The 23,763-nt window shown below is 73.1% G+C and carries 28 protein-coding genes and 1 pseudogene; 12 read left to right on the top strand and 17 right to left on the bottom strand.

Annotation, left to right across the window (positions count from 1 at the left end):
- Positions 1–9 precede the first annotated feature (9 nt).
- Positions 10–657, top strand: coding sequence for a nucleoside/nucleotide kinase family protein (locus DMH12_RS13330; protein ID WP_125491780.1), 648 nt, complete (start codon positions 10–12; stop codon positions 655–657).
- A 52-nt stretch (positions 658–709) separates the two neighbouring features.
- Here DMH12_RS13330 and DMH12_RS39055 read toward each other — a convergent pair whose 3' ends face one another.
- Positions 710–871, bottom strand: coding sequence for a hypothetical protein (locus tag DMH12_RS39055; RefSeq protein ID WP_163015713.1), 162 nt, complete (start codon positions 869–871; stop codon positions 710–712).
- A 191-nt stretch (positions 872–1,062) separates the two neighbouring features.
- Between DMH12_RS39055 and DMH12_RS13325 the strand changes: the two genes are divergently transcribed.
- Together DMH12_RS13325 and DMH12_RS13320 are read left to right on the top strand one after the other, a co-directional pair.
- Positions 1,063–1,980 (top strand): MurR/RpiR family transcriptional regulator, encoded by a 918-nt coding sequence (locus DMH12_RS13325; protein WP_185832297.1) that lies wholly within the window; start codon positions 1,063–1,065, stop codon positions 1,978–1,980.
- Between the two features lie 339 nt (positions 1,981–2,319).
- Complete coding sequence (locus DMH12_RS13320; protein ID WP_185832296.1) at positions 2,320–2,703, top strand: hypothetical protein; 384 nt, start codon at positions 2,320–2,322, stop codon at positions 2,701–2,703.
- A gap of 13 nt (positions 2,704–2,716) precedes the next feature.
- Here DMH12_RS13320 and DMH12_RS13315 read toward each other — a convergent pair whose 3' ends face one another.
- Positions 2,717–3,205: a flavin reductase family protein gene (locus DMH12_RS13315; RefSeq protein WP_125491777.1), complete on the bottom strand. Its 489-nt coding sequence runs from the start codon at positions 3,203–3,205 to the stop codon at positions 2,717–2,719.
- Positions 3,206–3,215: 10 nt separating this feature from the next.
- Positions 3,216–4,076 carry a hypothetical protein gene (locus tag DMH12_RS13310; protein WP_125491776.1) on the bottom strand — a complete coding sequence of 287 codons (861 nt, stop codon included), beginning with the start codon at positions 4,074–4,076 and terminating at the stop codon, positions 3,216–3,218.
- A 128-nt stretch (positions 4,077–4,204) separates the two neighbouring features.
- Between DMH12_RS13310 and DMH12_RS13305 the strand changes: the two genes are divergently transcribed.
- Together DMH12_RS13305 and DMH12_RS13300 are read left to right on the top strand one after the other, a co-directional pair.
- On the top strand, positions 4,205–4,951 hold the full coding sequence (locus tag DMH12_RS13305; protein WP_125491775.1) for a TetR family transcriptional regulator: 747 nt from the start codon (positions 4,205–4,207) through the stop codon (positions 4,949–4,951).
- A gap of 137 nt (positions 4,952–5,088) precedes the next feature.
- Positions 5,089–5,502, top strand: coding sequence for a Zn-ribbon domain-containing OB-fold protein (locus DMH12_RS13300; protein WP_125491774.1), 414 nt, complete (start codon positions 5,089–5,091; stop codon positions 5,500–5,502).
- A gap of 7 nt (positions 5,503–5,509) precedes the next feature.
- On the opposite strand, the gene DMH12_RS13295 is transcribed toward DMH12_RS13300, so the two are convergent.
- Positions 5,510–5,896 carry a PPOX class F420-dependent oxidoreductase gene (locus DMH12_RS13295; RefSeq protein WP_125491773.1) on the bottom strand — a complete coding sequence of 129 codons (387 nt, stop codon included), beginning with the start codon at positions 5,894–5,896 and terminating at the stop codon, positions 5,510–5,512.
- 58 nt (positions 5,897–5,954) lie between these two features.
- Positions 5,955–7,133, bottom strand: a complete 1,179-nt coding sequence (locus DMH12_RS13290; protein WP_125491772.1) for a MalY/PatB family protein — start codon at positions 7,131–7,133, stop codon at positions 5,955–5,957.
- 153 nt (positions 7,134–7,286) lie between these two features.
- Between DMH12_RS13290 and DMH12_RS13285 the strand changes: the two genes are divergently transcribed.
- The gene (locus DMH12_RS13285) at positions 7,287–8,648 is read left to right on the top strand and encodes a S1 family peptidase (RefSeq protein WP_125491771.1); all 1,362 of its coding nucleotides are present in this window, start codon (positions 7,287–7,289) and stop codon (positions 8,646–8,648) included.
- Positions 8,649–8,733: 85 nt separating this feature from the next.
- Here the strand turns inward: DMH12_RS13285 and DMH12_RS13280 are convergent, their stop codons facing one another.
- On the bottom strand, positions 8,734–8,919 hold the full coding sequence (locus DMH12_RS13280) for a hypothetical protein (protein WP_125491770.1): 186 nt from the start codon (positions 8,917–8,919) through the stop codon (positions 8,734–8,736).
- Between the two features lie 150 nt (positions 8,920–9,069).
- Positions 9,070–10,233 carry an ROK family transcriptional regulator gene (locus DMH12_RS13275; protein ID WP_125491769.1) on the bottom strand — a complete coding sequence of 388 codons (1,164 nt, stop codon included), beginning with the start codon at positions 10,231–10,233 and terminating at the stop codon, positions 9,070–9,072.
- Positions 10,234–10,535: 302 nt separating this feature from the next.
- On the opposite strand from DMH12_RS13275, the pseudogene DMH12_RS13270 reads away from it, so the two are divergent.
- A pseudogene (locus DMH12_RS13270) lies at positions 10,536–11,167 on the top strand (hypothetical protein).
- 14 nt (positions 11,168–11,181) lie between these two features.
- Complete coding sequence (locus DMH12_RS13265) at positions 11,182–12,384, top strand: Gfo/Idh/MocA family protein (RefSeq protein WP_125491793.1); 1,203 nt, start codon at positions 11,182–11,184, stop codon at positions 12,382–12,384.
- A 31-nt stretch (positions 12,385–12,415) separates the two neighbouring features.
- Here the strand turns inward: DMH12_RS13265 and DMH12_RS13260 are convergent, their stop codons facing one another.
- A complete protein-coding gene (locus tag DMH12_RS13260; protein WP_125491768.1) occupies positions 12,416–13,111 on the bottom strand; it encodes a L,D-transpeptidase family protein in 696 nt (231 codons plus the stop codon).
- Between the two features lie 148 nt (positions 13,112–13,259).
- On the bottom strand, positions 13,260–14,060 hold the full coding sequence (locus DMH12_RS13255) for an SDR family NAD(P)-dependent oxidoreductase (protein ID WP_125491767.1): 801 nt from the start codon (positions 14,058–14,060) through the stop codon (positions 13,260–13,262).
- A gap of 49 nt (positions 14,061–14,109) precedes the next feature.
- On the opposite strand from DMH12_RS13255, the gene DMH12_RS13250 reads away from it, so the two are divergent.
- The gene (locus tag DMH12_RS13250; protein ID WP_125491766.1) at positions 14,110–14,649 is read left to right on the top strand and encodes a hypothetical protein; all 540 of its coding nucleotides are present in this window, start codon (positions 14,110–14,112) and stop codon (positions 14,647–14,649) included.
- On the opposite strand, the gene DMH12_RS13245 is transcribed toward DMH12_RS13250, so the two are convergent.
- The 3 genes from DMH12_RS13245 to DMH12_RS13235 form a co-directional block, all read right to left on the bottom strand.
- Entirely contained in the window at positions 14,633–15,559 is a 927-nt protein-coding gene (locus DMH12_RS13245) for an SDR family oxidoreductase (RefSeq protein WP_125491765.1), read from the bottom strand. The genes DMH12_RS13250 and DMH12_RS13245 overlap by 17 nt on opposite strands.
- A gap of 102 nt (positions 15,560–15,661) precedes the next feature.
- The gene (locus DMH12_RS13240) at positions 15,662–16,291 is read right to left on the bottom strand and encodes an MBL fold metallo-hydrolase (RefSeq protein WP_125491764.1); all 630 of its coding nucleotides are present in this window, start codon (positions 16,289–16,291) and stop codon (positions 15,662–15,664) included.
- The gene (locus DMH12_RS13235; protein WP_122615458.1) at positions 16,291–17,379 is read right to left on the bottom strand and encodes an S-(hydroxymethyl)mycothiol dehydrogenase; all 1,089 of its coding nucleotides are present in this window, start codon (positions 17,377–17,379) and stop codon (positions 16,291–16,293) included. The genes DMH12_RS13240 and DMH12_RS13235 overlap by 1 nt, the downstream gene beginning before the upstream one ends.
- Positions 17,380–17,508: 129 nt before the next feature.
- Here DMH12_RS13235 and DMH12_RS13230 point away from each other — a divergent pair, with 129 nt between their 5' ends.
- Positions 17,509–19,263 (top strand): ABC transporter ATP-binding protein, encoded by a 1,755-nt coding sequence (locus DMH12_RS13230; protein WP_125491763.1) that lies wholly within the window; start codon positions 17,509–17,511, stop codon positions 19,261–19,263.
- A gap of 17 nt (positions 19,264–19,280) precedes the next feature.
- Here DMH12_RS13230 and DMH12_RS13225 read toward each other — a convergent pair whose 3' ends face one another.
- On the bottom strand, positions 19,281–19,565 hold the full coding sequence (locus tag DMH12_RS13225) for a hypothetical protein (RefSeq protein ID WP_125491762.1): 285 nt from the start codon (positions 19,563–19,565) through the stop codon (positions 19,281–19,283).
- A 174-nt stretch (positions 19,566–19,739) separates the two neighbouring features.
- On the opposite strand from DMH12_RS13225, the gene DMH12_RS13220 reads away from it, so the two are divergent.
- On the top strand, positions 19,740–20,105 hold the full coding sequence (locus tag DMH12_RS13220; protein WP_125491761.1) for a nuclear transport factor 2 family protein: 366 nt from the start codon (positions 19,740–19,742) through the stop codon (positions 20,103–20,105).
- Between the two features lie 66 nt (positions 20,106–20,171).
- Here DMH12_RS13220 and DMH12_RS13215 read toward each other — a convergent pair whose 3' ends face one another.
- A complete protein-coding gene (locus DMH12_RS13215; RefSeq protein WP_125491760.1) occupies positions 20,172–20,672 on the bottom strand; it encodes a metallophosphoesterase in 501 nt (166 codons plus the stop codon).
- 132 nt (positions 20,673–20,804) lie between these two features.
- Between DMH12_RS13215 and DMH12_RS13210 the strand changes: the two genes are divergently transcribed.
- A complete protein-coding gene (locus DMH12_RS13210) occupies positions 20,805–21,383 on the top strand; it encodes a hydrolase (RefSeq protein ID WP_122615195.1) in 579 nt (192 codons plus the stop codon).
- 21 nt (positions 21,384–21,404) lie between these two features.
- Here the strand turns inward: DMH12_RS13210 and rfbB are convergent, their stop codons facing one another.
- From rfbB to DMH12_RS13195, 3 genes are all read right to left on the bottom strand, one after another.
- Positions 21,405–22,379, bottom strand: a complete 975-nt coding sequence (rfbB, locus tag DMH12_RS13205) for a dTDP-glucose 4,6-dehydratase (protein ID WP_125491759.1) — start codon at positions 22,377–22,379, stop codon at positions 21,405–21,407.
- Positions 22,380–22,465: 86 nt separating this feature from the next.
- The gene (locus DMH12_RS13200; RefSeq protein WP_125491758.1) at positions 22,466–22,645 is read right to left on the bottom strand and encodes a hypothetical protein; all 180 of its coding nucleotides are present in this window, start codon (positions 22,643–22,645) and stop codon (positions 22,466–22,468) included.
- A gap of 117 nt (positions 22,646–22,762) precedes the next feature.
- Positions 22,763–23,713 (bottom strand): LysR family transcriptional regulator, encoded by a 951-nt coding sequence (locus DMH12_RS13195; RefSeq protein WP_125491757.1) that lies wholly within the window; start codon positions 23,711–23,713, stop codon positions 22,763–22,765.
- Between the last annotated feature and the right edge of the window lie 50 nt (positions 23,714–23,763).

Genomic DNA, 23,763 nt, shown 5'->3' with positions numbered 1-23,763 from the left:
CTGTGCGGTGTGCCGCTGACCTTCGACGACCTCCTCGCCCGTGCCCGGTCCCTCCCGTCCGGTGGACGGCGCGCGGTCCTGGGCATCGCGGGCTCCCCCGGCGCCGGGAAGTCGACGCTCGCCGAGCGTCTGGTGCGGGAGCTGAACGGCTCGGGCGGGCCCTGGGCGGCGCACGTCCCCATGGACGGCTTCCACCTCGCGGACGCCGAACTGGACCGGCTGGGCCGCCGGGACCGCAAGGGCGCGCCGGACACCTTCGACGCGGCCGGGTACGCGGCGCTGCTGGGCCGGCTGCGCGAGGAGGACGACGACGGCATCGTGTACGCGCCCGGCTTCGAGCGGGTGCTGGAGCAGCCGCTGGCCGGGGCCGTGCCCGTGCCGCCGTCGGCGCGACTGGTCGTGACGGAGGGCAACTACCTGCTCCTTGGGACCGGTGCGTGGCAGCGGGTGCGGTCCCGGCTCGACGAGGTGTGGTTCTGCGGGCTCACCGAGGCGGAGCGGATCCGCCGGCTGGTCGCCCGGCACGAGCGGTTCGGCAAGTCCCCCGAACAGGCGCGCGCCTGGGCCCTCGGCACCGACCAGGCCAACGCGGACCTGGTCGCCGCGAGCGGGCACCGGGCCGACCTGGTGGTACCGGCGGAGGTGCTGGGCGGCTAGGAGGCGTCCGAGGTTCCCGTCGTCGCCCGGCCCGGCCGTCCCGGCGGGCGGGTCACTCCTCGGCGTAGTCGTCCGGGCGGACGTGCGCCTCCTCCAGGGCCTCGCGCAGGGTCCGGCCGGTGCCGCCCGGCGGGCGCGGCGGCTCGTCCTCGCGCCGGTCCGGGGCGGCTTCGGTGGTGTCGGTCTTCGGCCGGTTCTCTTCCGGGACGGTCATGACCGGGCTCCTCGTCCGTGTCCGCGTGCTGTTCCGTGTCCGCGGGCCGCACGGGCCGGCGGGACCTTCCGTCGCGGCGGGTTCCCGGACGGCGCGCCGCTATCCCCCGCCGGGCGGGCTCGTCGGAGCGCCGTGCCCGCCACGGGGGGTGAGCTATGTTGACCTTCGTGGGAGACAAAGGAGGCGCACCCGTGCCATCGCCGCAGCAGGCACGCGCACAGGCATCGGCGATCACCTCGGGACGGGCGGCCCCGGAGGCGGCGGCCTCCCCCACCTCCCGGCTCCGCACGCTGTTCGACCGGCCCCGCCTCTCCCCCGGACAGCGGCGCATCGCCCAGTACCTGATCGAGCACCTGCACGAGGCGGCGTACCTGTCGATCACCGACCTCGCCGACCGGGTCGGGGTGAGCCAGCCCTCGGTGACGCGGTTCGCGTCGGCGGTCGGCTTCAGCGGCTACCCGGCGCTGCGCGAGCGGCTCCAGTCGATCGCGCTGGGCAGCCGGGGCACGGTGGCGGCCGAGGAGAACCGGGGCAACGAACTCCAGGCGGCCGTGGACGCCGAGATCGAGAACCTGGAGAACCTGCGGCGCGACTTCGCCGACGCCGACCGGGTGATCGACGTCGGCCGCAAGCTGGCCGCCTCGGCGCCGCTGACCGTCCTCGGGCTGCGCATCTCCGTCTCGCTCGCCGAGTACTTCGCCTACGCGGCCCGCCGGGTCCATCCCGACGTACGCCTGGTGACCCGGGGCGGCACCGTCGCCTACGACGCCCTGCTCCAGTCCCGGGAGGCGGGCGGCACCTGGGTGCTGGCCTTCTCCATGCCCCGGCACGCCCACGAGACCCTGGGCGCCGTGCGCGTGGCACGCGGTGCCGGCCTCAAGGTGGCGCTGATCACCGACCTGGCGCTCGGCCCGGTGGTGGACGAGGCCGACGTCACCTTCGCCACCGGCACCGGTTCGCGGCTGGTCTTCGACTCCTACGCGGCGCCGGGCGTGATGTGCGCGGCGCTGCTCCAGGCCATGACCGACGCCGATCCGGAACGGACGCAGGCGCGGCTGGAGGAGTACGAGCAGGTCGCCGACCAGCACCACTTCTTCCTGCGGGACTGAGCCGCGGGGACGGGTCGCCTCCTCGACGAGGGGGCGGCGTGGAGATTGGTCGGCGCATACGGGGGCCATCCACGGCAAAGCAGGCATGAATGTTTTCATACGTCTTGCAAAGCGGATGGCATATATAAATACTGCTCACGGATCGCGACCCGGCCGTCCCGGACCGCGTCCACACCTGCCGCGAACATCTCCGGACGCCGATTCCTACCCGCTCCGGCGCACCGGGATGTTCCGGTCGGGCATCGCCAGCGCGAGCGCCCGCGGCGGTCCCGGTCGTCCCCTGGACCGGGACCGCCCCCACCCGTCGCCCACCCCGTCGACGCCGCACACCCGGAAGCGATGATCATGCCCCTGACGACCACGCGCATCAGCCCGGACTGGCCCTGCCAGGTCAAGGCCCCCGGCAGCTACGACTGGGAACGCTCGGCGGCCAAGTGGCTGCGCGAACTGGTGCCGGCCCGGTACGCCGGCTATCCGGCGCTGATCCGGCACCCCGTGCTGCTCGCCCGCCACGCGCAGATCCAGGTGCAGCACGAGATCCGGGTGGCGCGCACCGCGCTGCAGACCGCGCGGGCGGACCTGCCGCGGCTCGGTCTGCACGAGGGGGTCATCGAGCACACCATCAAGCTGTACGCGGCGGAGGTGCTCCAGTTGCAGCACATCGCACGCAGCGTGCGGGCCGTCACCGAGGCCCTGGTCGAACGGGGCTCCGCCGGACGCTGACCCCGCGCCGGGGTCAGTCCACCGGGTGGCCGGGGCGGATGGCGCGGGCGTCGTCGAGGCGCAGCAGCGGTCCGGAGGACGTCTCGCGCCCGCCCCACTCGACCGGTTCGAGGACGAAACCCACGTGGTCGCCCCCGGGCGCCCGCGCCACCACCCGTCCTACGAACCACGCCTCGGCGTCCTCCAGCACGACGGCCCCGCCGTACCCCTCGCGCCGGCGTACCCCCTGGAACTTGTCGACGTCGTCGCCGGTCCGCCCGCCGAACAGCTCGGCGGTCCCGCGCTGGTCGCGGGCGAGGAGATGCACGGCCAGGACGTCGGCGGACGACGCCACCCGGTAGGTCCGGTTGACCTCGGAGAGCCACACGACGTACCGGACGGGGTCGATGGAGCACTGCGAGGAGAACCCGACCAGGCACCCCGCCCGCTCCCCGCCCGCCGCGGCCGTCACCACGCACATGTCGGGGTCGAGCCGGTGCAGGAAGACGTCCATGGCGGCCATGGCGGCCATGCTAGGTCCTGTCGGCCTCGGCGGGCCGGGTCGCCAGGAGGCGACGCAGGGCGGTGCGCAGCGCGCCGACGAACGCGTCGCGGGCCGGTTCGTCCAGGGCGTCGAGCGACAGGTACGGGTTGAGGTCCTCCAGTTCGACCAGCAGCAGCTCACCGCCGGGCGCCCGGCAGGCGTCCACGCGCTGCACGCCGTGGTCGACGCCGTTCCACTCGATGAACCGCCGCGCGAAGTCGAGGTCGGCCACGGTGGCGTCGTACGGCTCCAGTTGCCAGCGCCGTTCGGGACGCGGCGCGTACAGGGCGTACTGGAAGTCGTGGTCGACGAAGTAGAAGGACACCTCGTACGCGAAGTCCACGCGCGGCTGGACGAGCAGGTCCCCGGCGCCGGTGCCCAGCGCCTCGCGCACCCGGCTCGCGGGCACGATCCGCAGGCCCGCCGAGTCCGCGCCGAGCCTGGGCTTGACGACGTACTCGTCGGCCACGGGCAGCAGGTGCAGGTCCTCGGCCCGGTCGGCGGTGGGGATGACCGGGAACCCGGCGGCGGTCAGGTCGAGCAGGTACTGCTTGCCGGCCATGTCGGCCCGGCCGGTGAGCTGGTTGTAGACGAGGGTTCCGCGCTCGGCGGCCCGCTCGCGGAAGGCGTCGTACGCGGCCTCGTGGCCCAGCACCGGGCCGCTGTTGCGGACGACGACGGCGTCGAAGGCGTCCAGCAGCGCGGCGGCGTCCCGCGGGTGGCACAGGGCCAGGTCGAACTCCTCGCGCAGCCGGGAGGCCAGGAAGATGTCCTCGTCGCAGTAGCGCCGTCCGCGTGCCTGGTAGGCCAGGTCGGTGACGTACAGGAGGCGGGGGCGGGCGGACGGCATGCGGACTCCTCGTTGCTGATCGGAGGTGATCGTATGCGACCGGGACTGCCCGGCGACGAGCGCACTCAGTTCCCTCTGCGGGCTGCACTCAGTGCCATGATCGTTGGTGAGCTGCTACGTTCCCCCTCATGAGCACCAGCAGTGCGGCGCCCCGCCGCGGGGACGGGACGGACGCGGCGGGTGCCCGGCCGCCGATGCGGGAGGCGCTGGTCGCGGCGGCCTTCCGGCTGTTCCTGGAGCGCGGCTACGAACAGACCACCGTCGACGACATCGTCGCCCTGGCCGGGGTCGGACGGCGGTCCTTCTTCCGCTACTTCCCGTCCAAGGAGGACGTGGTCTTCCCGGACCACGAGCGGTGCCTGGCCGACATGACGGCCTTTCTGGCGGCCTCGCCCGAGGACGCCGACCCGGTGCGGCGGGTCTGCGACGCCGCCCGTCTGGTGCTGCGCATGTACGCCGAGAACCCGGACTTCTCCGTGCAGCGCTACCACCTCACCAAGCAGGTCGCCGGGTTGCGCGCCTACGAGCTGTCGGTGGTGTGGCGCTACGAGCGGGCCCTCGCCGAGTATCTGCGCGGGCGCCTGGGCGCACGGCCGGACGGCCGCCTGCGCGCCGACGTGATCGCGGCCGCGGTGGTCGCGGCGCACAACAACGCCCTGCGGAGCTGGCTCCGTTCGGACGGCCGGGACGACGCGGGCGCCGCGGTGGACCACGCGCTCGGCTACGCCCAGTCCACGTTCGGCGACGTCCCGGTGGCGCCCCGGAGCGGGTCGCCCGAGGACCTGGTGGTCGTGGCCGCGCGGCGCGGGACGCCCCTGTGGCAGGTCCTCCGGGAGATCGAAACGGCCTTCACGGACGACTGTCCGCCCAATTGAGGGTACGGAGTGCCTTTACGTGTGACACTGAGTGCCATACGCTCGTCGCGTGCACGGTGGCACGGACCAGCCGCGCACACGCGTGCCCGGTGACCGCGCACGCGGGATTCCGGCCCGAGTGCAGGGAGTTGACCAGCGTGTACCACCACTCAGGAAACGTCGCTCAGCGGACAGCCGGCTCCCCGACGGGCGTCCTCGACCCCCAGGCGCCCGACACCGAGGCCGTCTTCTTCCAGCGCTGCACCTGGTGCGGCACCGCGATGTACCACCGGGTGCTCTGCCCGGTCTGTCGCGGCAGTGAGCTGCGCACCGAACGCAGCGAGGGCACGGGCACGGTGCGCCACGCCACGGTGGTGCACCGCAACAGCCCCGCCGCGCGCAACGTGTCCCTGATAGAGATGGCCGAGGGCTTCGTGCTGCGCGGCCGTGTCATGGGTCCGCTCATCGGCATCCACAGCGGCGACCGGGTGCGCCTGTCCACGGCCAAGGACCCGGTGCGCGGCGAGCCGGTCTTCCAGCTGGTCGACGAGCCGTACCGGGCCTGGACCTGAGGGGCGGTCAGGGCCCGGGCGTGATGCGGATGCCCACGGTGCCGTCCAGCCCCCGGCGCAGCCGGCTGCCGAAGAGGGTGAGCCTGCCGAGGACGCCGTACTTGCGGGCGAGCAGCTTGCGGTAGCGGGCGGTGGTGGCCGCGTCGCAGATCTCCGCCGTCCCCGGTACCTGGTCGCCGGTCGGCCGGCCGCGTACGTCGCACGGGCCGATCAGCACGTCGGCGCGGTTGCGCACGCGCTTGACCTTCCAGGAGTCGGCGGCGGTCCAGACGCCGAGCGCGTCGCCGTCCCGTACGACCCACACCGGCGTGGCCACCTGGGTGCCGTTCTTCCGGTAGGTGGTGACCAGCAGGTACTTGCCGGCGCCGAGCCGGTCCAGTGACGCGTCGTCCATAGTCCCGAAGTCTAGGCCCAGGCCCCCGGTTCACACCGTGCGCCCGTCACCCCGTCCTTCACTCCAGGGCCGCCCGCATCCGCCGCACCGCCTCCGTGATCACCTCCGGCGAGGTCGCCAGGTTGAGCCGCAGGTGCCCCGCCCCGCCGGTGCCGAACGGGATGCCGGAGCTGAGGGCCACCCGCCCCCGGTCGAGGAAGACCCGAGCCGGGTCGTCGCCGAGACCGAGCGCCCGGCAGTCGAGCCACGCCAGGTAGGTCGCCTCCCCGGCGCGGTGGACGACCCCGGGCAGCTGCTCGGCGAGCAGGCCGGTGAGCAGCCGCCGGTTCTCGTCGAGCCCCGCGAGTACCGCGTCCAGCCAGTCCGTGCCGTCGCGCAGGGCGGCGGTGTGGGCGAGCACGCCCACGTGACTCGGCCCGTGGCCGACCTCCTCCGGCATCCGGGCCAGGTCGTCGGCGGCGCCGGGTCCGGCGAGGGCGAGTGCGGCCTTGAGCCCGGCCAGGTTCCAGCCCTTGGACGCGGACATCAGCGCGAGCCCGCGCCCGGCGCCGGGGACGCTCAGGTAGGGCACGAACCGCGCGTCCCCGGTGACGACCGGCGCGTGGATCTCGTCGGCGACGACCCGGACGCCGTGGCGCTCCGCGAGGGCGGCGACGGCGGCCAGCTCGTCGGCGGTGTGCACGGTGCCGGTCGGGTTGTGCGGGCTGCACAGCAGGTAGGCGGCCCGCCCTCCGCCGGCCACGGCCGTCCGGAACGCCTCCTCCAGCGCCCCGAGGTCGATCCGGAGGCCGGGGCCGAGCGGCGCCTCGACGATCCGCCGGTCCATGTGGCCGACGAACTGGTAGAACGGCGGGTACACGGGCGGGTTGACGATCACGGGGTCGCCGGGCCCCGTGACGAGCCTGAGCATCTCGACGACGCCCAGCATCACGTCGGGCACAATCGCCGTGCGCTCCACCGCCAGGCCGTCCCAGCCCCACCTCTTGCCGGCGAAGTCCGCGAGGGCCTCGGCGTAGGCGGTGCCGGCGGGGTAGCCGGTGTCGCCGAGTTCCATCGCCTCGGTGACCGCGCGCACGACGGCGGGGGCGAGCGGCACGTCCATCTCGGCCACCCACAGCGGCAGTACGTCGGCGGGGTAGGTGCGCCACTTCATGCTCGTACGGCGGCGCAGCCGGTCCAGGGTGAGAGCGCGCAGGGGGTCGGGGTCGCCGGGCCGGTCGTGCGGGATGCGGGTCATGGGGCACAAGATAGGCCGCCCCGCCGGAGCGGGGAAACAAGGCCACCGGCCCGGTGAACACCCGCGTGTCCGTCCCCGTATGGGAGGAGGGCGCTCGACGTCCGGAGGCCCCCGCGGTGGTGACGCCGCGTGTCGGGGTTCGGGAGCGCACGCATGAGGCACGCACGACGACGCATGGTCCGGCGAGCGGCACGGCTGGCCGCCGTCGGCGGACTGCTGGTCGGGGGGACGATGGTCACCCGGGCCGTGGCGAGCGAACCGCCCGACGTGTCGGCGGCGCCGCGCACCCTGGCGCAGACGGCGTCCGGCGCCGGTGCCGGCCTGGTGTCGGAGCTGGGCGAGGAGCGCACGGCGGGCCACTGGGTCGGTGCCGACGGGCGGCCGGTCGTCGCGGTCACCGACGAGCGGACGGCGGAGACGGTGCGGCGGGCCGGTGCCGGGGCGAAGGTCGTACGACACAGCATGTCGGAGCTGAGGTCGGCGGCCTCGACGCTGCGTTCGGCACCCCGGGTGGCGGGCACGGCGTGGGCGCTCGACTACCGGTCCAACGAGGTGGTGGTCCGCGGTGACCGCACCGTCTCCACGTCGGACTGGTCGCGCCTGACGGGAGTGGCGGAGGGCATCGGCGGTTTCGTCCGCATGGAGCGCACCGAGGGGGCCTTCACCACGCGCCTGAACGGCGCGGTGCCGATCCTGTCCACGGCGGGTCGCTGTTCGGCGGGGTTCAACGTGACCGACGGGCGCAGTGAGTTCATCCTGACCGCCGGTCACTGCGGGCCGACGGGGTCGGTCTGGTTCGGTGACGGCGGGAGAGACCGGCAGGTCGGCAAGACCGTCGCGGGCAGCTTCCCCGGGGACGACTTCTCCCTGGTGGAGTACGCGAACGGCAAGGCGGGCGACGGCGCCGACGTGGTGGCGGTGGGCGACGGCAAGGGGGTGCGCATCACGGGCGTAGGCGAACCGGCGGTCGGACAGCGGGTGTTCCGCAGCGGCAGCACCAGCGGGCTGCGGGACGGGCAGGTCACGGCGCTGGACGCGACGGTCAACTACCCGGAGGGCACGGTCACCGGGCTGATCGAGACCGACGTGTGCGCCGAACCCGGGGACAGCGGTGGGCCGATGTTCTCCGAGGGCGTCGCTCTGGGAGTGACCTCGGGCGGCAACGGCGACTGCGCGAAGGGCGGTACGACGTTCTTCCAGCCGCTGCCGGAGGCCATGGAGTCGCTCGGCGTCCGCCTGATCGTCGCCGGGCAGCAGGGGACCGGGCCGGGCGCCGCGCCCTCGGCGCCGGCCGCCGGTGGCGGCGCTCCCGGCGCCGCGGCACCGGGGGCGGCGGCTCCCGTGACGGGCGTCGACGGCTCGACGCTGCTCGCCCGGCTGACGGACCGACGCAACGTGGGCCCGGGACTGCTGGTCGTGGCGGGCAGTCTCATGGCCCTGGTGGCCACGCGGTGGATCCGCGCCGAGGCGGACCGCAAGGCGTACCGGCGGCACTACTCGGCGACGTGGGGCTGAGCCGGGGGCGACGAGAAGGGCGTCCGCGTGGGGCGGACGCCGCGGGCCGGGGGCGCCGATGCGCCGAGGAGGGCTCGGGCGGCCGTCAGGCGGCCTTCGCCGCCTCCGGGGCCGCGTTGGCCCACTCCATGACGAGCCGCTGGTACTCCGCGCGCTGCTCGACGCTCAGTGTCCCGCCCGACCGGAGCCAGAGGGCCCGGATCTCCTCGTTGACCTCGGCAGCCGATCGCTCGGAGGAGGGTTCAACAGTGGTGGACATGCTGTGAAGCATACGGCGACGGACGTGAAGACGATGTGAGTAATCGCGAGCCAAACGGACATATCGGACCGTGTTGCTGGTCACGTCGTGCGACTCATCTGTCAAGGCCCACCTGCGAGTTCGTCACCGCCGCACGTGTCCCACCGCACACGGGGGCCGACTTCAGGCCTGCGCCGCCCCCAGCACCAGTACCTGGATGGCCAGTACGGCCGCGCCGCGCGCCCAGTCGTGGAAGTCGGACACCTTGGTCTCCAGGGCGACAGGTGCCGCCTGCGGGTGCCGGTTGTCGCGGACGGCGTCCTCGACCACCTTTCCCGCCACGTCCATCAGCCCCACCCCCTCCCCCGCGAGCAGGATCTTCTGCGGCATCACGAAGTTGGCGATCTGGGCCACCAGGGTGCCCAGGGCGCGTCCGGCCTCCTCGGTCACCCGGGCGGCCATGGACTCCTCGGCGGCGGCGGCCGCGAGGATCTCCTCCCAGGTCAGGTCATGTCCGGTGGCCGCCCTGACCTGGTAGCGGATGTTGGGGATGGTCAGCAGCGACACCGCGCTGCCGCGCCGCCCGTCGGGGGTGAGCGGGCCGTGCGGGTCGACGATCCAGTGACGCCCGAAGCCCCGGTCCTCGTCCCCCGCGTACGGCACCCGCCTGCCGCCGAGCACGAGCCCGTAGCCGATGCCGGCACCGATGGTGAGGACGACGAACCGGTCCAGACCGCGCCCCGCCCCGAACCAGGTCTCGGCCTCCACGAAGGCGGCCGTGTCGTTCTCCACGACGACCGGCAGCCCGGTCCGCTGCTCGACGAGCGCGGCGAGCGGCACGCCTCGCCAGCCGAGGAAGGGTGACTCGCCGACCACGGCCCGGTCCTCGACGAGTCCGCCGACACCGATGCCGATCCCGGCGACCCCGGGGCGCCCGCGCGACAGCTCGCCGGTCATCCGGGCCAGCAGCGCGGCGACCTCGGTGGGATCACGGGTGGTCAGCGGCCGGTCGTGCCGGGCGACGATCTCACTGCGGAGGGTGGTCACGACGCCGTACACCATGTCCTGGGTGACCTTGAAGCCGACGAAGTAGCGGGAGTCCGCGACCACGTCGAGCGGCTGGGACGGGCGCCCCTGCCGCACCTCGGCCATCCCGCCCGCCTCCGGGACCTCCACCAGCAGTCGCGACTCGACGAGCGGCTTGGTCAGCCGGGTGAGGCTGCCGGGGGACAGACCCAGCCGCCGGGCGATCTCGGTCCGGGACAGCGGGCCGTGCACGAGCACCTCGATCGCCACGGAACGCTCGCCGGGGCTCAGCGGGGGCCAGCTGGGAGCGGCTGCGGCCATGAAGATCGAACCTCTTTTTTCCGTGCCGGAAACAACATGGCCAGACTACGACTCGAAAGCCAGGCCGCGGAAGGATGCCCGCACCCCCTTGACGGCTTGATTCTTCCGCCTCAAAAGTATGTGACGCCAGGACGAGCCACCGCCCCTGCGAGGAGTCCCCCGATGACCGCCGGCTCCAACAGTCCGCCGTCCCGCCCCCGGGTGACGGACGCCTCGCCGCCCGATGCTGCTGCTCTTCGGCGTCTTCGCTCGCCGCATCGTCAGCACCATCGGCTTCACCGGCGTCAAGTGAGGGGACGGGCATGCGTTTTCGTACGGTCGCGGCGCTGACCGGGGCGCTGGCGCTGTCCCTGGTGAGCGGCTGCGCGCGGGGCGGCTCCACCGGGGGCTCCGGGAACACGGTCACGTACTGGCTGCGGGACGCCAATCACTGCCCGCGTACCAGGCGCAGTTCGCCGACCTGGGGGTGCTGGAACCGCTGGACGGCCTCGGTATCGAGGACGCCGACCACCAGCCGGGCCTGGCCGCCGGCTGGCTCGGCCCGGACGGTCACCGCCACGGCGCCCCGAAGGACTGGGACACCGTCGCCCTCTTCTACAACGAGGGGATGGCGAAGGACGCCGGACTGAGCGCCGACGAGCTGAACGGCCTCTCCCGGAACCCCGGGGACGGAGGGACCTACGAGAAGGCCGTCGCGCACCTGACCGTGGACGAGCAGGGCAGGCGGGGCGAGAAGGGCGTCGACGTGTCGGCCTTCACGCGGCCCGTCGACGACCCGGAGGGCTTCCGGACCTTCACCTACCCGATCACGGACCACGCCGCTGACGTGCTGGCCCTCATGCAACCCGCCATGCAGGACGTCTACGGCGGCGGCAAGCCGGTCACCAGCCTCGACGCGGCCAGCGACCAGATCAATCTCATCCTCGACCAGTGAAGGGCACCCCATCCATGACGTTCTCCCTCGGCATCGTCGGTGCCGGCCAGTTCTCCGGCCAGTTCGCCAGGCTGTTCCTGGCCCACCCAGGTGTGCGCGACGTGTACGTCACCGACCTGCTGCCGGAGCGGGCCGAGCGGCTCGCCGCCGCCGAAGGCCTCGCCGGCACCTTCCCCGGTTACGAGGCGATGCTGGAGTCCCCGGCGGTCGACGCCGTCGCGGTCTTCACCCAGCGCTGGACCCACGGCCCGCTGGTCCTCCAGGGCCTGGGCGCGGGCAAGCACGTGTACTCGGCGGTCCCCATGGCGATCAGTACGCAGGAGATCGCGGAGATCATCGACGCGGTCAAGGCGACCGGGCTGACGTACATGATGGGTGAGACCAGCCAGTACAACCCGGCGACCGTGCACGCCCGCAACAAGATCGCCGAGGGGGCCTTCGGGCGGCTCTTCTACGCCGAGGGCGACTACGTCCACGACATGGACCTGGGCTTCTACGAGGCGTACCAGTACAGCGGCGGCGAGCAGTGGAAGGCCACTGCCAGCTATCCGCCGCTGCTGTACCCGACGCACTCGGTGGGCGGGGTGCTGGGCGCGTGGGGGACGCACGCGGTGAGCGTCTCGGCGCTCGGTGTGGTGGACGAGCGCGGAGACGGCGTCTTCGACCGGTCGGTCAGCCGGTTCGACAACGACGTGTCCAACGCGACGGCGCTGTTCGAGGTGACGGGCGGCGGGTCGTTCCGCACCAACGAATTCCGCCGGGTCGGCTACCCCTCGCACATCCGGGAGTCCCGTTTCCGGTTCTTCGGCACGGAGGCGAGCATGGAGCAGCTGGCGACCGTGGCGCTGTGGCAGGACAAGACCGGGGTCGAGGACATCAGCGAGCTGCTGGAGCCCAAGCCGACCATGGCGCCGGACGACCCCTCGCTCCAGCACATCGCGCCGGAGCTGCGGGCCGCCTTCACCTCGGGTTCGGCACCGGTGCACGACCGGGCGCGGCTGCCCCGGGCCTTCGACCACCTGCACAACGGCCACGAGGGCAGCCACCACTTCCTGGTGGACGACTTCGTGACCGCCGTGAACTCCCGGACGCTGCCGTCCGTGAACGCGTGGGTCGCCGCCCGCTACACCCTGCCGGGCATCGTCGCGCACGAGTCCGCGCGGCAGGGCGGGGTCAGGCTGGAGATCCCGGACTTCGGGGACGCGCCCCGGCCGTGAGGCCGTCGCGCGAGCCGGGTGCCCGTCGGTCTCAGGTGCCCGGCTTGCGGCCGTACACGTAGACGTCGTCGTTCTTCTTCAGCAGCGACCAGTACTTCTTGGCGTCGGTCTTCGTCATGTTGACGCAGCCGTGCGAGCCGGGCGGGCTCCACACGCTGACGCCGACGGAGTGGAAGGCCTGGCCGCCGTCGAAGAACTGGCTGTAGGGCATCGGCACGTCGTAGATGGTCGAGTGGTGGTTGAGGTTGCGCCAGTAGACCTTCTTCAGGCCGGTGCGGGTCTCGTAGCCGTTCCGGCCCGTGCGGACCGGCACCGGGCCGTAGACCAGCTTCTTGCCGTCCTGGATCCAGCTGAGCTGGAGGGTGAGGTCGACGCAGGCGATACGACCCTTGTTGACCGGGCATTTGCCGGATTTGTTCGGGTTCTTGCCGACGGCCTTCTGCTTCGTCATCAGGTCCATCACGCCCCAGGTGATGGGTCCCGCGTAGCCGGCGTTCGGCGTGATGCCGTGCTTGGTCTGGAAGGCGCGGATGGCCTGGCAGTCGGCGGTGGACTGCTTGCCGTCGGCCGGGCGGCCGAGGAACTTCTCCACCTTCTTCTGGTACGGGCCCGTCGTCGCGGTGCAGCTCGCGGCCTGGGCCGGCGCGGCCGTGAGCACGAGCGTGAGCGGTGCCACCAGTGCGGTGACCCCGAGTGCGACGAGTGCTCGTCTGCGTATGTCCCCCATGGCCGGCCTTTCCCGAAGCGGTGAGGTGGTGGGAGGTCGCCGTGGTGCGTCCCCCCCGCCTGATAGACAGCCGCCGGGCCGATTCGGTTGCCCTGCCGCGCCCACTGGCCACGAAAGCGTGACAAACGCCACCGGGTTCGCGCCACCCTCAGTCCGTCTCGCCCCACGTTCGCGTGGCCTGCCGGAACCCCGTGTTGACCGCGGTCAGACCGCCGTCGACCGCCAGCGTGGTGCCGGTGATCCACGACGCGTCGCGCGAGGCCAGGAAGGCCACGGCCGCCGCGATGTCCTCCGGCTCGCCGACCCGGCCCAGCGGGTACAGGTCCCGTACCGCCGCCAGTTCCTCGTCCCGGCCCTCCCAGGCCGTGGTGCGCACCGTGCCCGGCGTCACGAGGTTGACGCGGACGCCGCGCGCGGCGGCGTGTCCGGCGAGGGTGCGGGTCAGCGAGCCGAGACCGGCCTTGGCGGCGCTGTAGGCGTGGTTGCCGAAGTCCTGGACGCCGTTGACCGAGCCGACGCTCACGATCGCGCCCCGCCCGGTGGCCGCCAGGTGGGGCAGCGCGGCCCGGCAGCAGCGGTAGGCGCCGGTGAGGGTCACGTCGAGGTCGCGGGCCCAGACCTCGTCGGGTTCGTCCTCGAAGAGCGGTGCGTCGGGGGTGCAGGCGTAGGCGTTGTTGACCAGTACGTCGAGGGCGCCGAAGGTGTCCACGGCGTGCGCGACGGCCGCTTCGACGGACGCCCGGTCGCCGACGTCGCAGGCGAACGCCTCGGCGCTGAGCCCCTGTTCGGTCAGCGCGTCCGCCGTGCGCCGGGCCGCGGGCAGGTCGATGTCGGTCAGCAGCACCTTCGCCCCCTCGGTGGCCAGCCGGCGTGCGGTGGCCGCGCCGATGCCCCGGGCGGCGCCGGTGACGAGTACTCCGTGGTCCGTGAAACGCCTGATGTCCGTCATGGGCCCGACCGTAGTGCCGGGGCGATCACCGGGCGGCTACCGTGCCGCCATGTCAGCATTTCTGCAGCAACTCCCCGCGCTCCTGGGTGTCGTGATCGGCGCACTCGGTTCCTATCTCGCCGTGGTCCGCAGTGACCGGGCCCGGCTGCGGCGGGAGACCGAGGCCCGCTGGGAGGAGCGCAGGCTGGCGGTGTACGCCGACTACGCGCGGGTCCTGAAGACCTCGGTCACCCTGACCTACCGGATAGCCGCCCACCTCGGCAACGACCCGCACCCGCACCCCCTCGACCCGCGCGACGCCGCCGCCGCGCAGGCAGAGGCGGCGGTGTCGCGGGATCCCGCCGGGGAGGCGCTGCTGCTGCTGGGCAGCAGGCAGGTGGTGGAGAAGGCGCGGGTGTGGGTCGTCGCGGTGCTCGACATGGAGCGCTTCCTGCGTGAGGAGACGCGTGACCCCGCCGCCTGGCAGGCCCTCCTGGAGCGGCACCGGGCCGCGCGGGAGGACTACTACGCGGCGGTGCGCGAGGATCTGGCCCTGCCGCCGGGGCACGGCGCCCGGTGGACGCTGCCGCCCGTCAGCGATACCCGGTGACGTCGGCCGGACGCCCGGCGTCCTGGACCTCGACGAGGTAGCGCCAGGCGTCCGGGCGGCTGCCGTCGAGGTCGGTGAAGCCGTACTCAAGGGCGAGCCCCCCGCTGGAGAGGGAGCGGCCGTTGAACCGCGCCACGTCGGGGTCGGCGGCCAGCGCGGCCACGGCCCGGCCCACGTAGCGGGGCGTCTCGGAGATGGCGAAGTGCGGGACGCGGTCGAGGGCGTCCCGCCAGTTGTCCTCGCGTACGCCGAAGTGGTCGAGCATGATCTCGGAGCGCAGCCAGCCCGGGGTCAGCGCCACGGCGGTGGCACCGCGCGGTCCGAGTTCGTGGCCGAGCGCGAAGGCCATGCGCACGACGGACGTCTTGGCCAGGTCGTAGAAGAAGGAGTTGCGGTAGTGGTCGCGGTTGTAGTCGTCGGTGCCGTCGGTGACCTCGACGACCAGTCCGCCCGACCCGCGCAGCAGCAGCGGGAGGGCGTAATGGCTGGTGACGGCGTGCGTCTCGACCGCGAGGCGCAGCAGCCGCAGTCCTTTGTCGAGGTCGTGCTCCCACACGGGGCTGTCCCACTCGAAGAGGTTCTCGCCGCCCCAGATGTCGTTGACCAGGATGTCGAGGCGCCCCTGCTCGCGGGCGATGCGGTCGACGAGCCGGGCGACCTGATCCGGTTCGAGGTGGTCGGCGGGCACCGCGATACCGTGCCCGCCGGCCTCGGTGACCAGGTCGGCGGTGTCCTCGATGGTCTCGGGGCGGTCGTACTCCGAGCGCCGGGCGCGGGTGCTGCGGCCGGTGACGTAGACGGTGGCGCCGGCCGCGCCCAGTTCGACGGCGATGCCCCGTCCGGCGCCCCGGGTGGCTCCCGCGACCAGTGCGACCCTGCCCGCCAGCGGACTCTTCGGTGACTGTGCCATGTCCGGCTTCCCGTTCCTCTCCCGCACGAATGCTGTCGGGTCCGAGGGTGCCCGGGAAGCCGGACATCTTCTGTCACCTTTTCCGCGTGTCCCGCACGGGGGTCAGTGCCCCCGGTCGATCCACTCCTTGAGGTGCGGGGCCTCGGCGCCGATGGTGGTCGCGTCGCCGTGTCCGGTGCGCACCTCGGTCTCCGGCGGGAGCACCAGCAGCCGGTCGCGGATCGAGTCGACGATGGTCGGGAAGTCGGAGTAGGACCGGCCGGTGGCGCCGGGTCCGCCCTGGAAGAGGGTGTCGCCGGTGAAGACGGTGCCGAGCCCGGGGTCGTACAGGCAGACCGCGCCGGGAGCGTGCCCGGGGGTGTGCAGGACGGTCAGGTCGGCGCCGGCCGCCTCGATGACCTGGCCGTCGGTCAGCCAGGCGTCGGGGTCCCGGTCGGGGTGGGTCTGCCGCCACAGCGGCAGGTCGTCGCGGTGCAGCCAGATGGTGGCGCCGGTGCGGTCGGCCAGGGCGGGCGCCGCACCCACGTGGTCGTTGTGGCCGTGCGTGCAGACGATGGCGGTCAGGCGCCGGTCGCCGACGGCCTCGGCGATCGCGTCGGCGTCGTGGGCGGCGTCGATGACGACCACCTCGTGGTCGTCGCCGACCAGCCAGACGTTGTTGTCGACGTCCCAGGTGCCGCCGTCGAGCTTGAACTGGCCGGAGGTGACGAGGCGTTCGATGCGCGCGGACATCAGAGCACCACCACCGAGCGGAGCACGTCGCCGGCGTGCATCCGGTCGAAGGCCTGCTCGACCTCGTCCAGCCGGATGGTCTCGGTGACGAACTTGTCCAGCGCGAGGCGGCCCTGGAGGTGCAGGTCGATGAGCATCGGGAAGTCCCGGGAGGGCAGGCAGTCGCCGTACCAGGAGGACTTCAGCGAACCGCCGCGCCCGAAGACGTCCAGCAGCGGCAGTTCCAGCTTCATCTCGGGCGTCGGCACGCCGACCAGGACGACGGTGCCGGCCAGGTCGCGGGCGTAGAAGGCCTGCCGGTAGGTCTCGGGACGGCCGACCGCCTCGATGACGACGTCGGCGCCGAAACCGCCGGTCAGTTCGCGGACGGCCTCGACGGGGTCGGTCTCGCGGGAGTTGACGGTGTGGGTGGCGCCCATGGAGCGGGCGGTCTCCAGCTTGCGGTCGTCGATGTCCACGGCGATCACCTTCGCGGCCCCCGCCAGGTGGGAACCGGCGATGGCCGCGTCACCGACGCCGCCGCAGCCGATGACGGCGACGGTGTCACCGCGCCCGACGTTGCCGGTGTTGATGGCGGCGCCGATGCCGGCCATCACCCCGCAGCCCAGCAGACCGGCCACCTGCGCGGAGACGGCCGGGTCGACCTTGGTGCACTGCCCGGCGGCGACCAGGGTCTTCTCCGCGAAGGCGCCGATACCGAGGGCCGGGGACAGCTCCTGCCCGGTCGAGGCGAGGGTCATCTTCTGCTCGGCGTTGTGGGTGTCGAAGCAGTACCAGGGGCGACCGCGCAGACAGGCCCGGCAGGTGCCGCACACGGCACGCCAGTTGAGGATCACGAAGTCGCCGGGGGCCACGTCGGTGACGCCCGCGCCGACCGACTCCACGACACCGGCGGCCTCGTGGCCGAGCAGGAAGGGGTAGTCGTCGCTGATGCCGCCCTGCTTGTAGTGCAGGTCGGTGTGGCACACCCCGCAGGCCTGGACCTTGACCACGGCCTCGCCGGGGCCGGGATCGGGCACGACGATCGTCTCGATCCGGACCGGCTCGTCCTTGCCCGGTGCGATCACGCCGCGTACTTCCTGCGCCATGCTTGTGACCCTTTCCTCGGCCGTTCAGCTTCCCTCCCGACCCTACGCGCAACAGATCGGGGAGGGGCGCTTCGGCGCCCTGCGGGCTCCACGTAGCCTGAGGCGTCGCCCGCCTGCCGAAGGAGTCCCGTGAGCGCCGCCGATCCGGAAGCCGGCCCGCCCGCCTGGCGGCTCCTCCTGTCGTACGTACGGCCGCACCGGCGAGCCCTGTTCGCGGGCGCCCTGCTCTCGCTGGTCACGGGCGGCACGGGGCTGCTGCTGCCACTGGTGGCGCGGGAGCTGATCGACGACCTGGCCCACGACCGGGCCATCACCGGTGCGCTGCTGGCCATGTCGGGGCTCGTGGTCGCCAACGCAGCGCTCGGGGCGCTCGGTTCGTACGTGCTGCGGCGCACCGCCGAGTCGGTTGTGCTCGGGGCGCGGCGCACGCTGTCGTCGTACCTGCTGCGGCTGCGCGTCTCGGCGGTGGACCGCACCGAGCCCGGCGACCTGATGGCCCGGATCACCTCCGACACCACCCTGCTGCGCGAGGTCACCACCGACTCCCTGATCGGCGTGGGCACCGGCGGGCTCACGCTGGTGGCGACGCTGGTGATGATGGGCGTCGTCGACCCGGTGCTCCTCGGGGTCACGCTGGCGGTGGTCGTCGGGGCCGGACTGGTGCTGGGCCTGATCGTGCCGCGCATCAACCGGGCGAGCCGCCAGGCGCAGGACGCGGTCGGGGTGATGGGCGCCGCGCTGGAGCGGATCCTGGGCGCGCTGCGCACGGTGAAGGCGTCCGGCGCCGAGCCCCGGGAGGAACGGGCGCTGCACGAGGCCGCCGAGGAGTCGTGGCGGCAGAGCGTGCGGGCCGCCAGGTGGTCGGCCGCCGCGGGCAACACGGCGGGGCTGGCGATGCAGATCGCGTTCATCACGGTGCTCGCGGTGGGCGGGGCGCGGGTGGCGACGGGCGCGATCGACGTCGGCACGCTGGTGGCGTTCCTGCTGTTCGTCTTCTATCTGATGTCACCGATACAGGAGGTCGTCGGCGCGGTCACGCAGTACCAGACGGGCCGGGCGGCGCTCGCCCGGATCCACGAGGCGATGCGGCTGCCCGCCGAGCCGGCGCTCCACCCCGCTCCGCTGCCCTCGCCGGGCGCGGAACCGGCGTCCGTCTCCTTCCGCGACGTCCGCTTCCGGTACGCCGACGATCTGCCGTACATCCACCACGGGGTGACCTTCGACGTGCCGGGCCGGGGGCTGACGGCGTTCGTCGGCCCGTCGGGGGCGGGGAAGACCACCGTGTTCTCGCTCATCGAGCGGTTCTACGACCCGGGGTCCGGGGAGATCACGCTGGACGGGCGGAGTCTGGCGGACTGGGAACTGGCCTCGCTGCGCGCCTCGATCGGCTACGTGGAGCAGGACGCCCCGGTGCTGTCCGGTTCGCTGCGGGACAACCTGCTGCTGGGCAGTCCCGAGGCGGACGAGGACGCCGTCCGTACGGTCCTCGAGACCACCCGCCTCGACGCTCTGGTCGCCCGGCTGCCGAACGGTCTGGAGACGCTGGTGGGGCACCGCGGGACCAAGCTGTCCGGCGGTGAGCGCCAGAGGGTGGCGATCGCCCGCGCGCTGCTGCGCCGCCCTCGGCTGCTGCTGCTGGACGAGGCCACCTCGCAGCTGGACGCGGTGAACGAGGCGGCGCTGCGCGACACGGTGGCCGAGGTGGCCCGTACGACGACGGTGCTGGTCGTCGCCCACCGGCTGTCCACGGTGACGACGGCCGACCGGATCGTGGTGATGGACGCGGGGCGGGTCCGCGCGGTCGGCACGCACCGGGAACTGGTCACCGCGGATCCGCTGTACGCGGAGCTGGCGGCGACCCAGTTCCTGGCGGCCGGCGGCTGAGCGCCGGCCTCGAGGGGTCAGCCCAGGGCGGGGACGGCACCGAACAGCGGCGACACCAGGTCGGTGACCTGCTGGAGCTGGTCGAGGTCGTTGAGCCGGTTCAGCTGCTGGGAGGGGAGCGGCACCTGGGCGCGGTCCTCGGCGGGCATGTCGCCCACCGCGAGCGAGTCGAGGGTGTTGGTCACGCTGAGCTTCTCGGTGCCCAGCGGGCCCCCGCCCGCCGCGCTCGCCATCGGGGCGGCGAGAGCGGTGACACCGGCGGCGAGCCCGACAACGGCGACGATACGTCGTGTGGAGATCATGCCGTGAGCAACGCCGACGGGCCGCGGGCGGACACGGGCGGCCCACTCCGCTCACCCGTGAGGCGCAACGGTCCGGCCGCGATTGCCCCGGGAGCCCGGACGGAGGAAGCTCAAAGGAGAGGGCCGGCGACGGCCCGTCACCCCCTCGGGCCCGGTCCCTCGAAGGAGGTCGTCATGGGTACCAGCACAGGCCGGGGCTTCGACGCCGAAGCGCTGCGCCGGGGCATCGAGGGAGACTCGGCGGATCCACTCGTGTCGCTGTACGCGCAGGACGCCCGGGTCCGCATCGTCGACCGCTACGACCAGCCGAGCCGTCCCAAGGTGCTGCACGGCCGGCAGCAGATCGCCGAGATGCTCGACGACGTCTACAGCCGTGACATGACCCACCGGATGGAACGCTGTGTCGTCCAGGATGACAACGTCGCGTTCACCGAGGAGTGCACGTATCCGGACGGAGTGCGGGTCCTCGCCGAGTCGATGCTGTCGTTGCGGGACGGGGAAATCGTGGAGCAGACCACCATCCAGGCCTGGGACGAGTAGCCAGGGGCGCCGCGGTCAGGGGGTCCGGGCGCGGTACTCCATGACGTCGCCGGCCGGCGCCACGGCTCAGCGTCGGGGCAGCCTGTGCAGTTCCACGTCCGCGAGCCGGCCGTCGGCGACCGTGGCCGTCATATAGGTGCAGTACGGCTGGCGGCGCCGGTCCGTCGGCGAGCCCGGGTTCAGCAGGCGCGGGCCGCCGGGCGCGGTCGTGTCCCACGGGATGTGGCTGTGCCCGAAGACGAGGACGTCGAGCCCGGGGAAGCGGGCGGCGCAGCGGGCCTCGCGTCCCTGGGCCGCGCCCGTCTCGTGGACGACTCCGAAGCGCAGGCCGCCGAGGTCGGCGTACGCCACCTCGGGGAGGCGGGCGCGCAGCCTCGGTCCGTCGTTGTTGCCGTACACCGCGACGAGCCGTCGGCTGCGGCTCTCCAGCAGGTCGAGGGTGGCCGTGTCGACCCAGTCCCCCGCGTGCAGCACGACGTCGGCGCGCGGGATCTCCGCCAGCAGGGGCGCCGGCAGTTCCTTCGCCCGCTTGGGCAGGTGGGTGTCGGACATGAGGAGCAGACGCACGGGTCCAGGGTAGCAATCAACAGGTAAAACTGTGCAGTCTTAACTGGACAGTCTTAGCTGTAGAAATTAGCGTGCCGGTATGGAGGCGAAAGGTCTCCGGCGTTCCGCGAAGCATCCGAAAGGCACCCCCTGATGGCCGTCACCACCCTCGACCCCCGCACCGCCCTCGTCGTGATCGACCTCCAGGCGGGCATCGTCGCCGCACCGACCGAGCCCTTCGGCGGCGCCGACGTCGTCGCCCGCAGCGTCGAGCTGGCGGACGCGTTCCGCGCCCGCGACCTGCCCGTGGTCCTGGTCCGGGTCTCCTTCGCCGCCGACGGGGCGGACGCCGTGCCCGGCCGCACGGAGACCGGACCCGGCGGGGCCCGGCCCGAGGGTTGGGACGTCGTCGTCGATGAGCTGGCCGGCCACCCCGGCGACCTCACCGTCACCAAGCGCAACTGGGGCGCCTTCCACGGCACCGGCCTCGACGTCCAGCTGCGCCGCCGCGGGGTCACCCAGATCGTGCTGACCGGCATCGCCACCAGCATCGGCGTGGAGTCCACGGCCCGCGCCGCCCACGAGCACGGCTACCACGTCACGCTCGCCACCGACGCGATGAGCGACATGAACGCGGAGGCGCACCGCAACAGCGTCGAGCGGATCTTCCCGCGGCTCGGGGAGACGGGTACGACGGCGGAGATCCTGGAGCTGCTGGCCAAGGGCCACTGAGCACCCGGCCCCGTCGGACCCTCACTCCCCGCCGACGCGCCGCTTGAGCGGCTCCCACCAGGCCCGGTTGTCCCGGTACCAGGCGACGGTCCCGGCCAGCCCGGCCGCGAGGTCCCGGCGGGGACGGTAGCCCAGCTCGTCGCGGGCCTTGCCCCAGTCGACCGAGTAGCGCAGGTCGTGCCCCTTGCGGTCCTCGACGTGCACCACCCGGTCCCACCCGGCGCCGCAGGCGTCGAGGAGCAGGCCGGTGAGGTCGTGGTTGCTCAGCTCGGTACCGCCGCCGATGTTGTATACCTCGCCGGCCCGGCCCCGGGTCCGCACCAGGTCGACGCCCCGGCAGTGGTCGTCCACGTGCAGCCAGTCGCGTACGTTGCGCCCGTCGCCGTAGAGCGGCACGCTCAGCCCGTCCAGGAGGCGGGTGACGAACAGCGGCACGATCTTCTCGGGAAACTGGTGCGGGCCGTAGTTGTTCGAGCACCGGGTCACCCGAACGTCCATGCCGTGGGTGCGGTGGTACGAGAGGGCCAGCAGGTCGCCCGAGGCCTTCGAGGCGGAGTAGGGGGAACTGGGCCGCAGCGGGTGTTCCTCGGTCGCCGAACCGGTGTCCACGGAGCCGTAGACCTCGTCGGTGGAGACGTGCACGAAGGGGCCCACGCCGTACCTCAGGGCCGCGTCCAGCAGGGTCTGGGTGCCGACGACGTTGGTGAGGACGAAGTCCGCGGCGGCGTCGATCGAGCGGTCCACGTGCGACTCGGCGGCGAAGTGCACCACCTGGTCGGCGTCGGCCATCAGCTTGTCGACGAGTCCGGCGTCACGGATGTCCCCGTGCACGAACCGCAGCCGGCGGTGGTCCGCTTCGAGGTTGGTGAGGGTGCCCGCGTAGGTGAGGCCGTCCAGCACGGTGATGTGCGGCGCTCCGGGAGCGTCGGAGGCGAGGAGCGTCCGGACGTACCGGGAGCCGATGAAGCCGGCGGCGCCGGTGACCAGGAGGTGCATGAACGCTGCCTTGCTGCGGTCGGGAGGAGTGGCGGGACGGTACCGACGTTACCCGCGCGTCCCGTGTGGCCCGCTGCCGGGCGGTCTCAGTCCTCGCCCCGCACGATGTTCGACTCCTGGCCCGTGCGCGGTGCGCGGGGAGCCCCGCGGTCCTCGACGGCGGGTATGCACGTGTGCATGGCACCCCTGGCGCGCAGCCGACGGGCCTTCGACCAGCCCGTCTCCGGCCTCCGGACGACGATGTGCTCGCTGGTGTCCGTTCTCACGGGGTTTCATCCTCCTTGTATCCGTTGTGTCTGTACCTCCTCGGGTCCCCGGGCAGGACGCCGCGAAACACCGGGCGCACGGGCCACACGGGCACTACGGGCCCGATGTGGCGCGGGTCACCACTCGCGTGCGGCGTGCAGCAGATGGTCCCGGACGAGAGGCACGTGCGGGTTGTCGAAGGCGCCGGGGCGGTGCACCAGGTAGGCGGTGTTGATCGGCGCGTCCTCGGGTTCTTCGAGCGGGACGAGCGCGCCGGAGTCCAGTTCGGCGGCGCACAGGTACCGCGGCAGGACGCTGAACCCGGACCCGGCGGCGACCATCGCGACGACCGCCCGCAGGTCGGGCACGGAGACGGCGGCCCGGCAGGTCAGGCGCCGGCCGAAGACGTGCCGCCAGTAGCGGCGGACGATCGGGAGGTCCTCGGCATAGCTGATCAGGGGGGCCTCGTGCAGGGCACCGGGCCCCTCGGCGGCGAGGGCGGGCCGGAGCCGGCCGGCCAGGGCCGGGGCGGCGACCAGGACGAACTCCTCGTCCGCCAGGGGCACCGCGGACAGTCCGCGGCCGCGCGGGCGGCTCGTGGCGATCACCAGGTCGTGCCGCCCGGCCCGCAGTTCCTCGAGGAGCGGGTCGGTCAGTCCGGGACCCACCCGCAGCCGCACGCCGTCGGCGACCAGGCCGGAGAGCGCGGGGAGGGCGCGGGTGGAGAGCAGTTCGGCGGGTCCGGCCAGGTGGACCGGCCCGGGCCGGGTGCGACCGGTCGGGTCGTGCCCGGCGGCCGCCGCGAGCGCGTCGAGGGGCGCGGCGACACGCGCGGCGAGTTCGTCGGCCACCGCGGTCGGGGCGACTCCGCGCGGCAGTCGCTCGAACAGTTCGCGGCCGGTCTGCCGCTCCAGCGCGCGCATCTGCGTGGTGACGGTCGGCTGGGACAGGCCGAGGAGCTGGGCCGCGGCCGTGAAGGACCCGGAGCGGTGGACCGCGAGGAAGGTCCGCAGCAGGTTGAGGTCGGGCGGCGCGGCGGCCGGGGTCGTGGTGCCGGCGGGGCCCGTCGCGGGGTCACTGTGTCGCACCCCTGAACCCTACGGCGGTGCGGCGGGACGCTGCCATACGGATTCCTATG

This window comes from Streptomyces sp. WAC 04229 (genome assembly GCF_003947455.1).
In the GTDB taxonomy this organism is placed as follows: Bacteria; Actinomycetota; Actinomycetes; order Streptomycetales; family Streptomycetaceae; genus Streptomyces.
The sequence above is the reverse complement of the archived record's forward strand: the minus strand, read 5'-3'. Positions and strand labels throughout refer to the sequence as shown.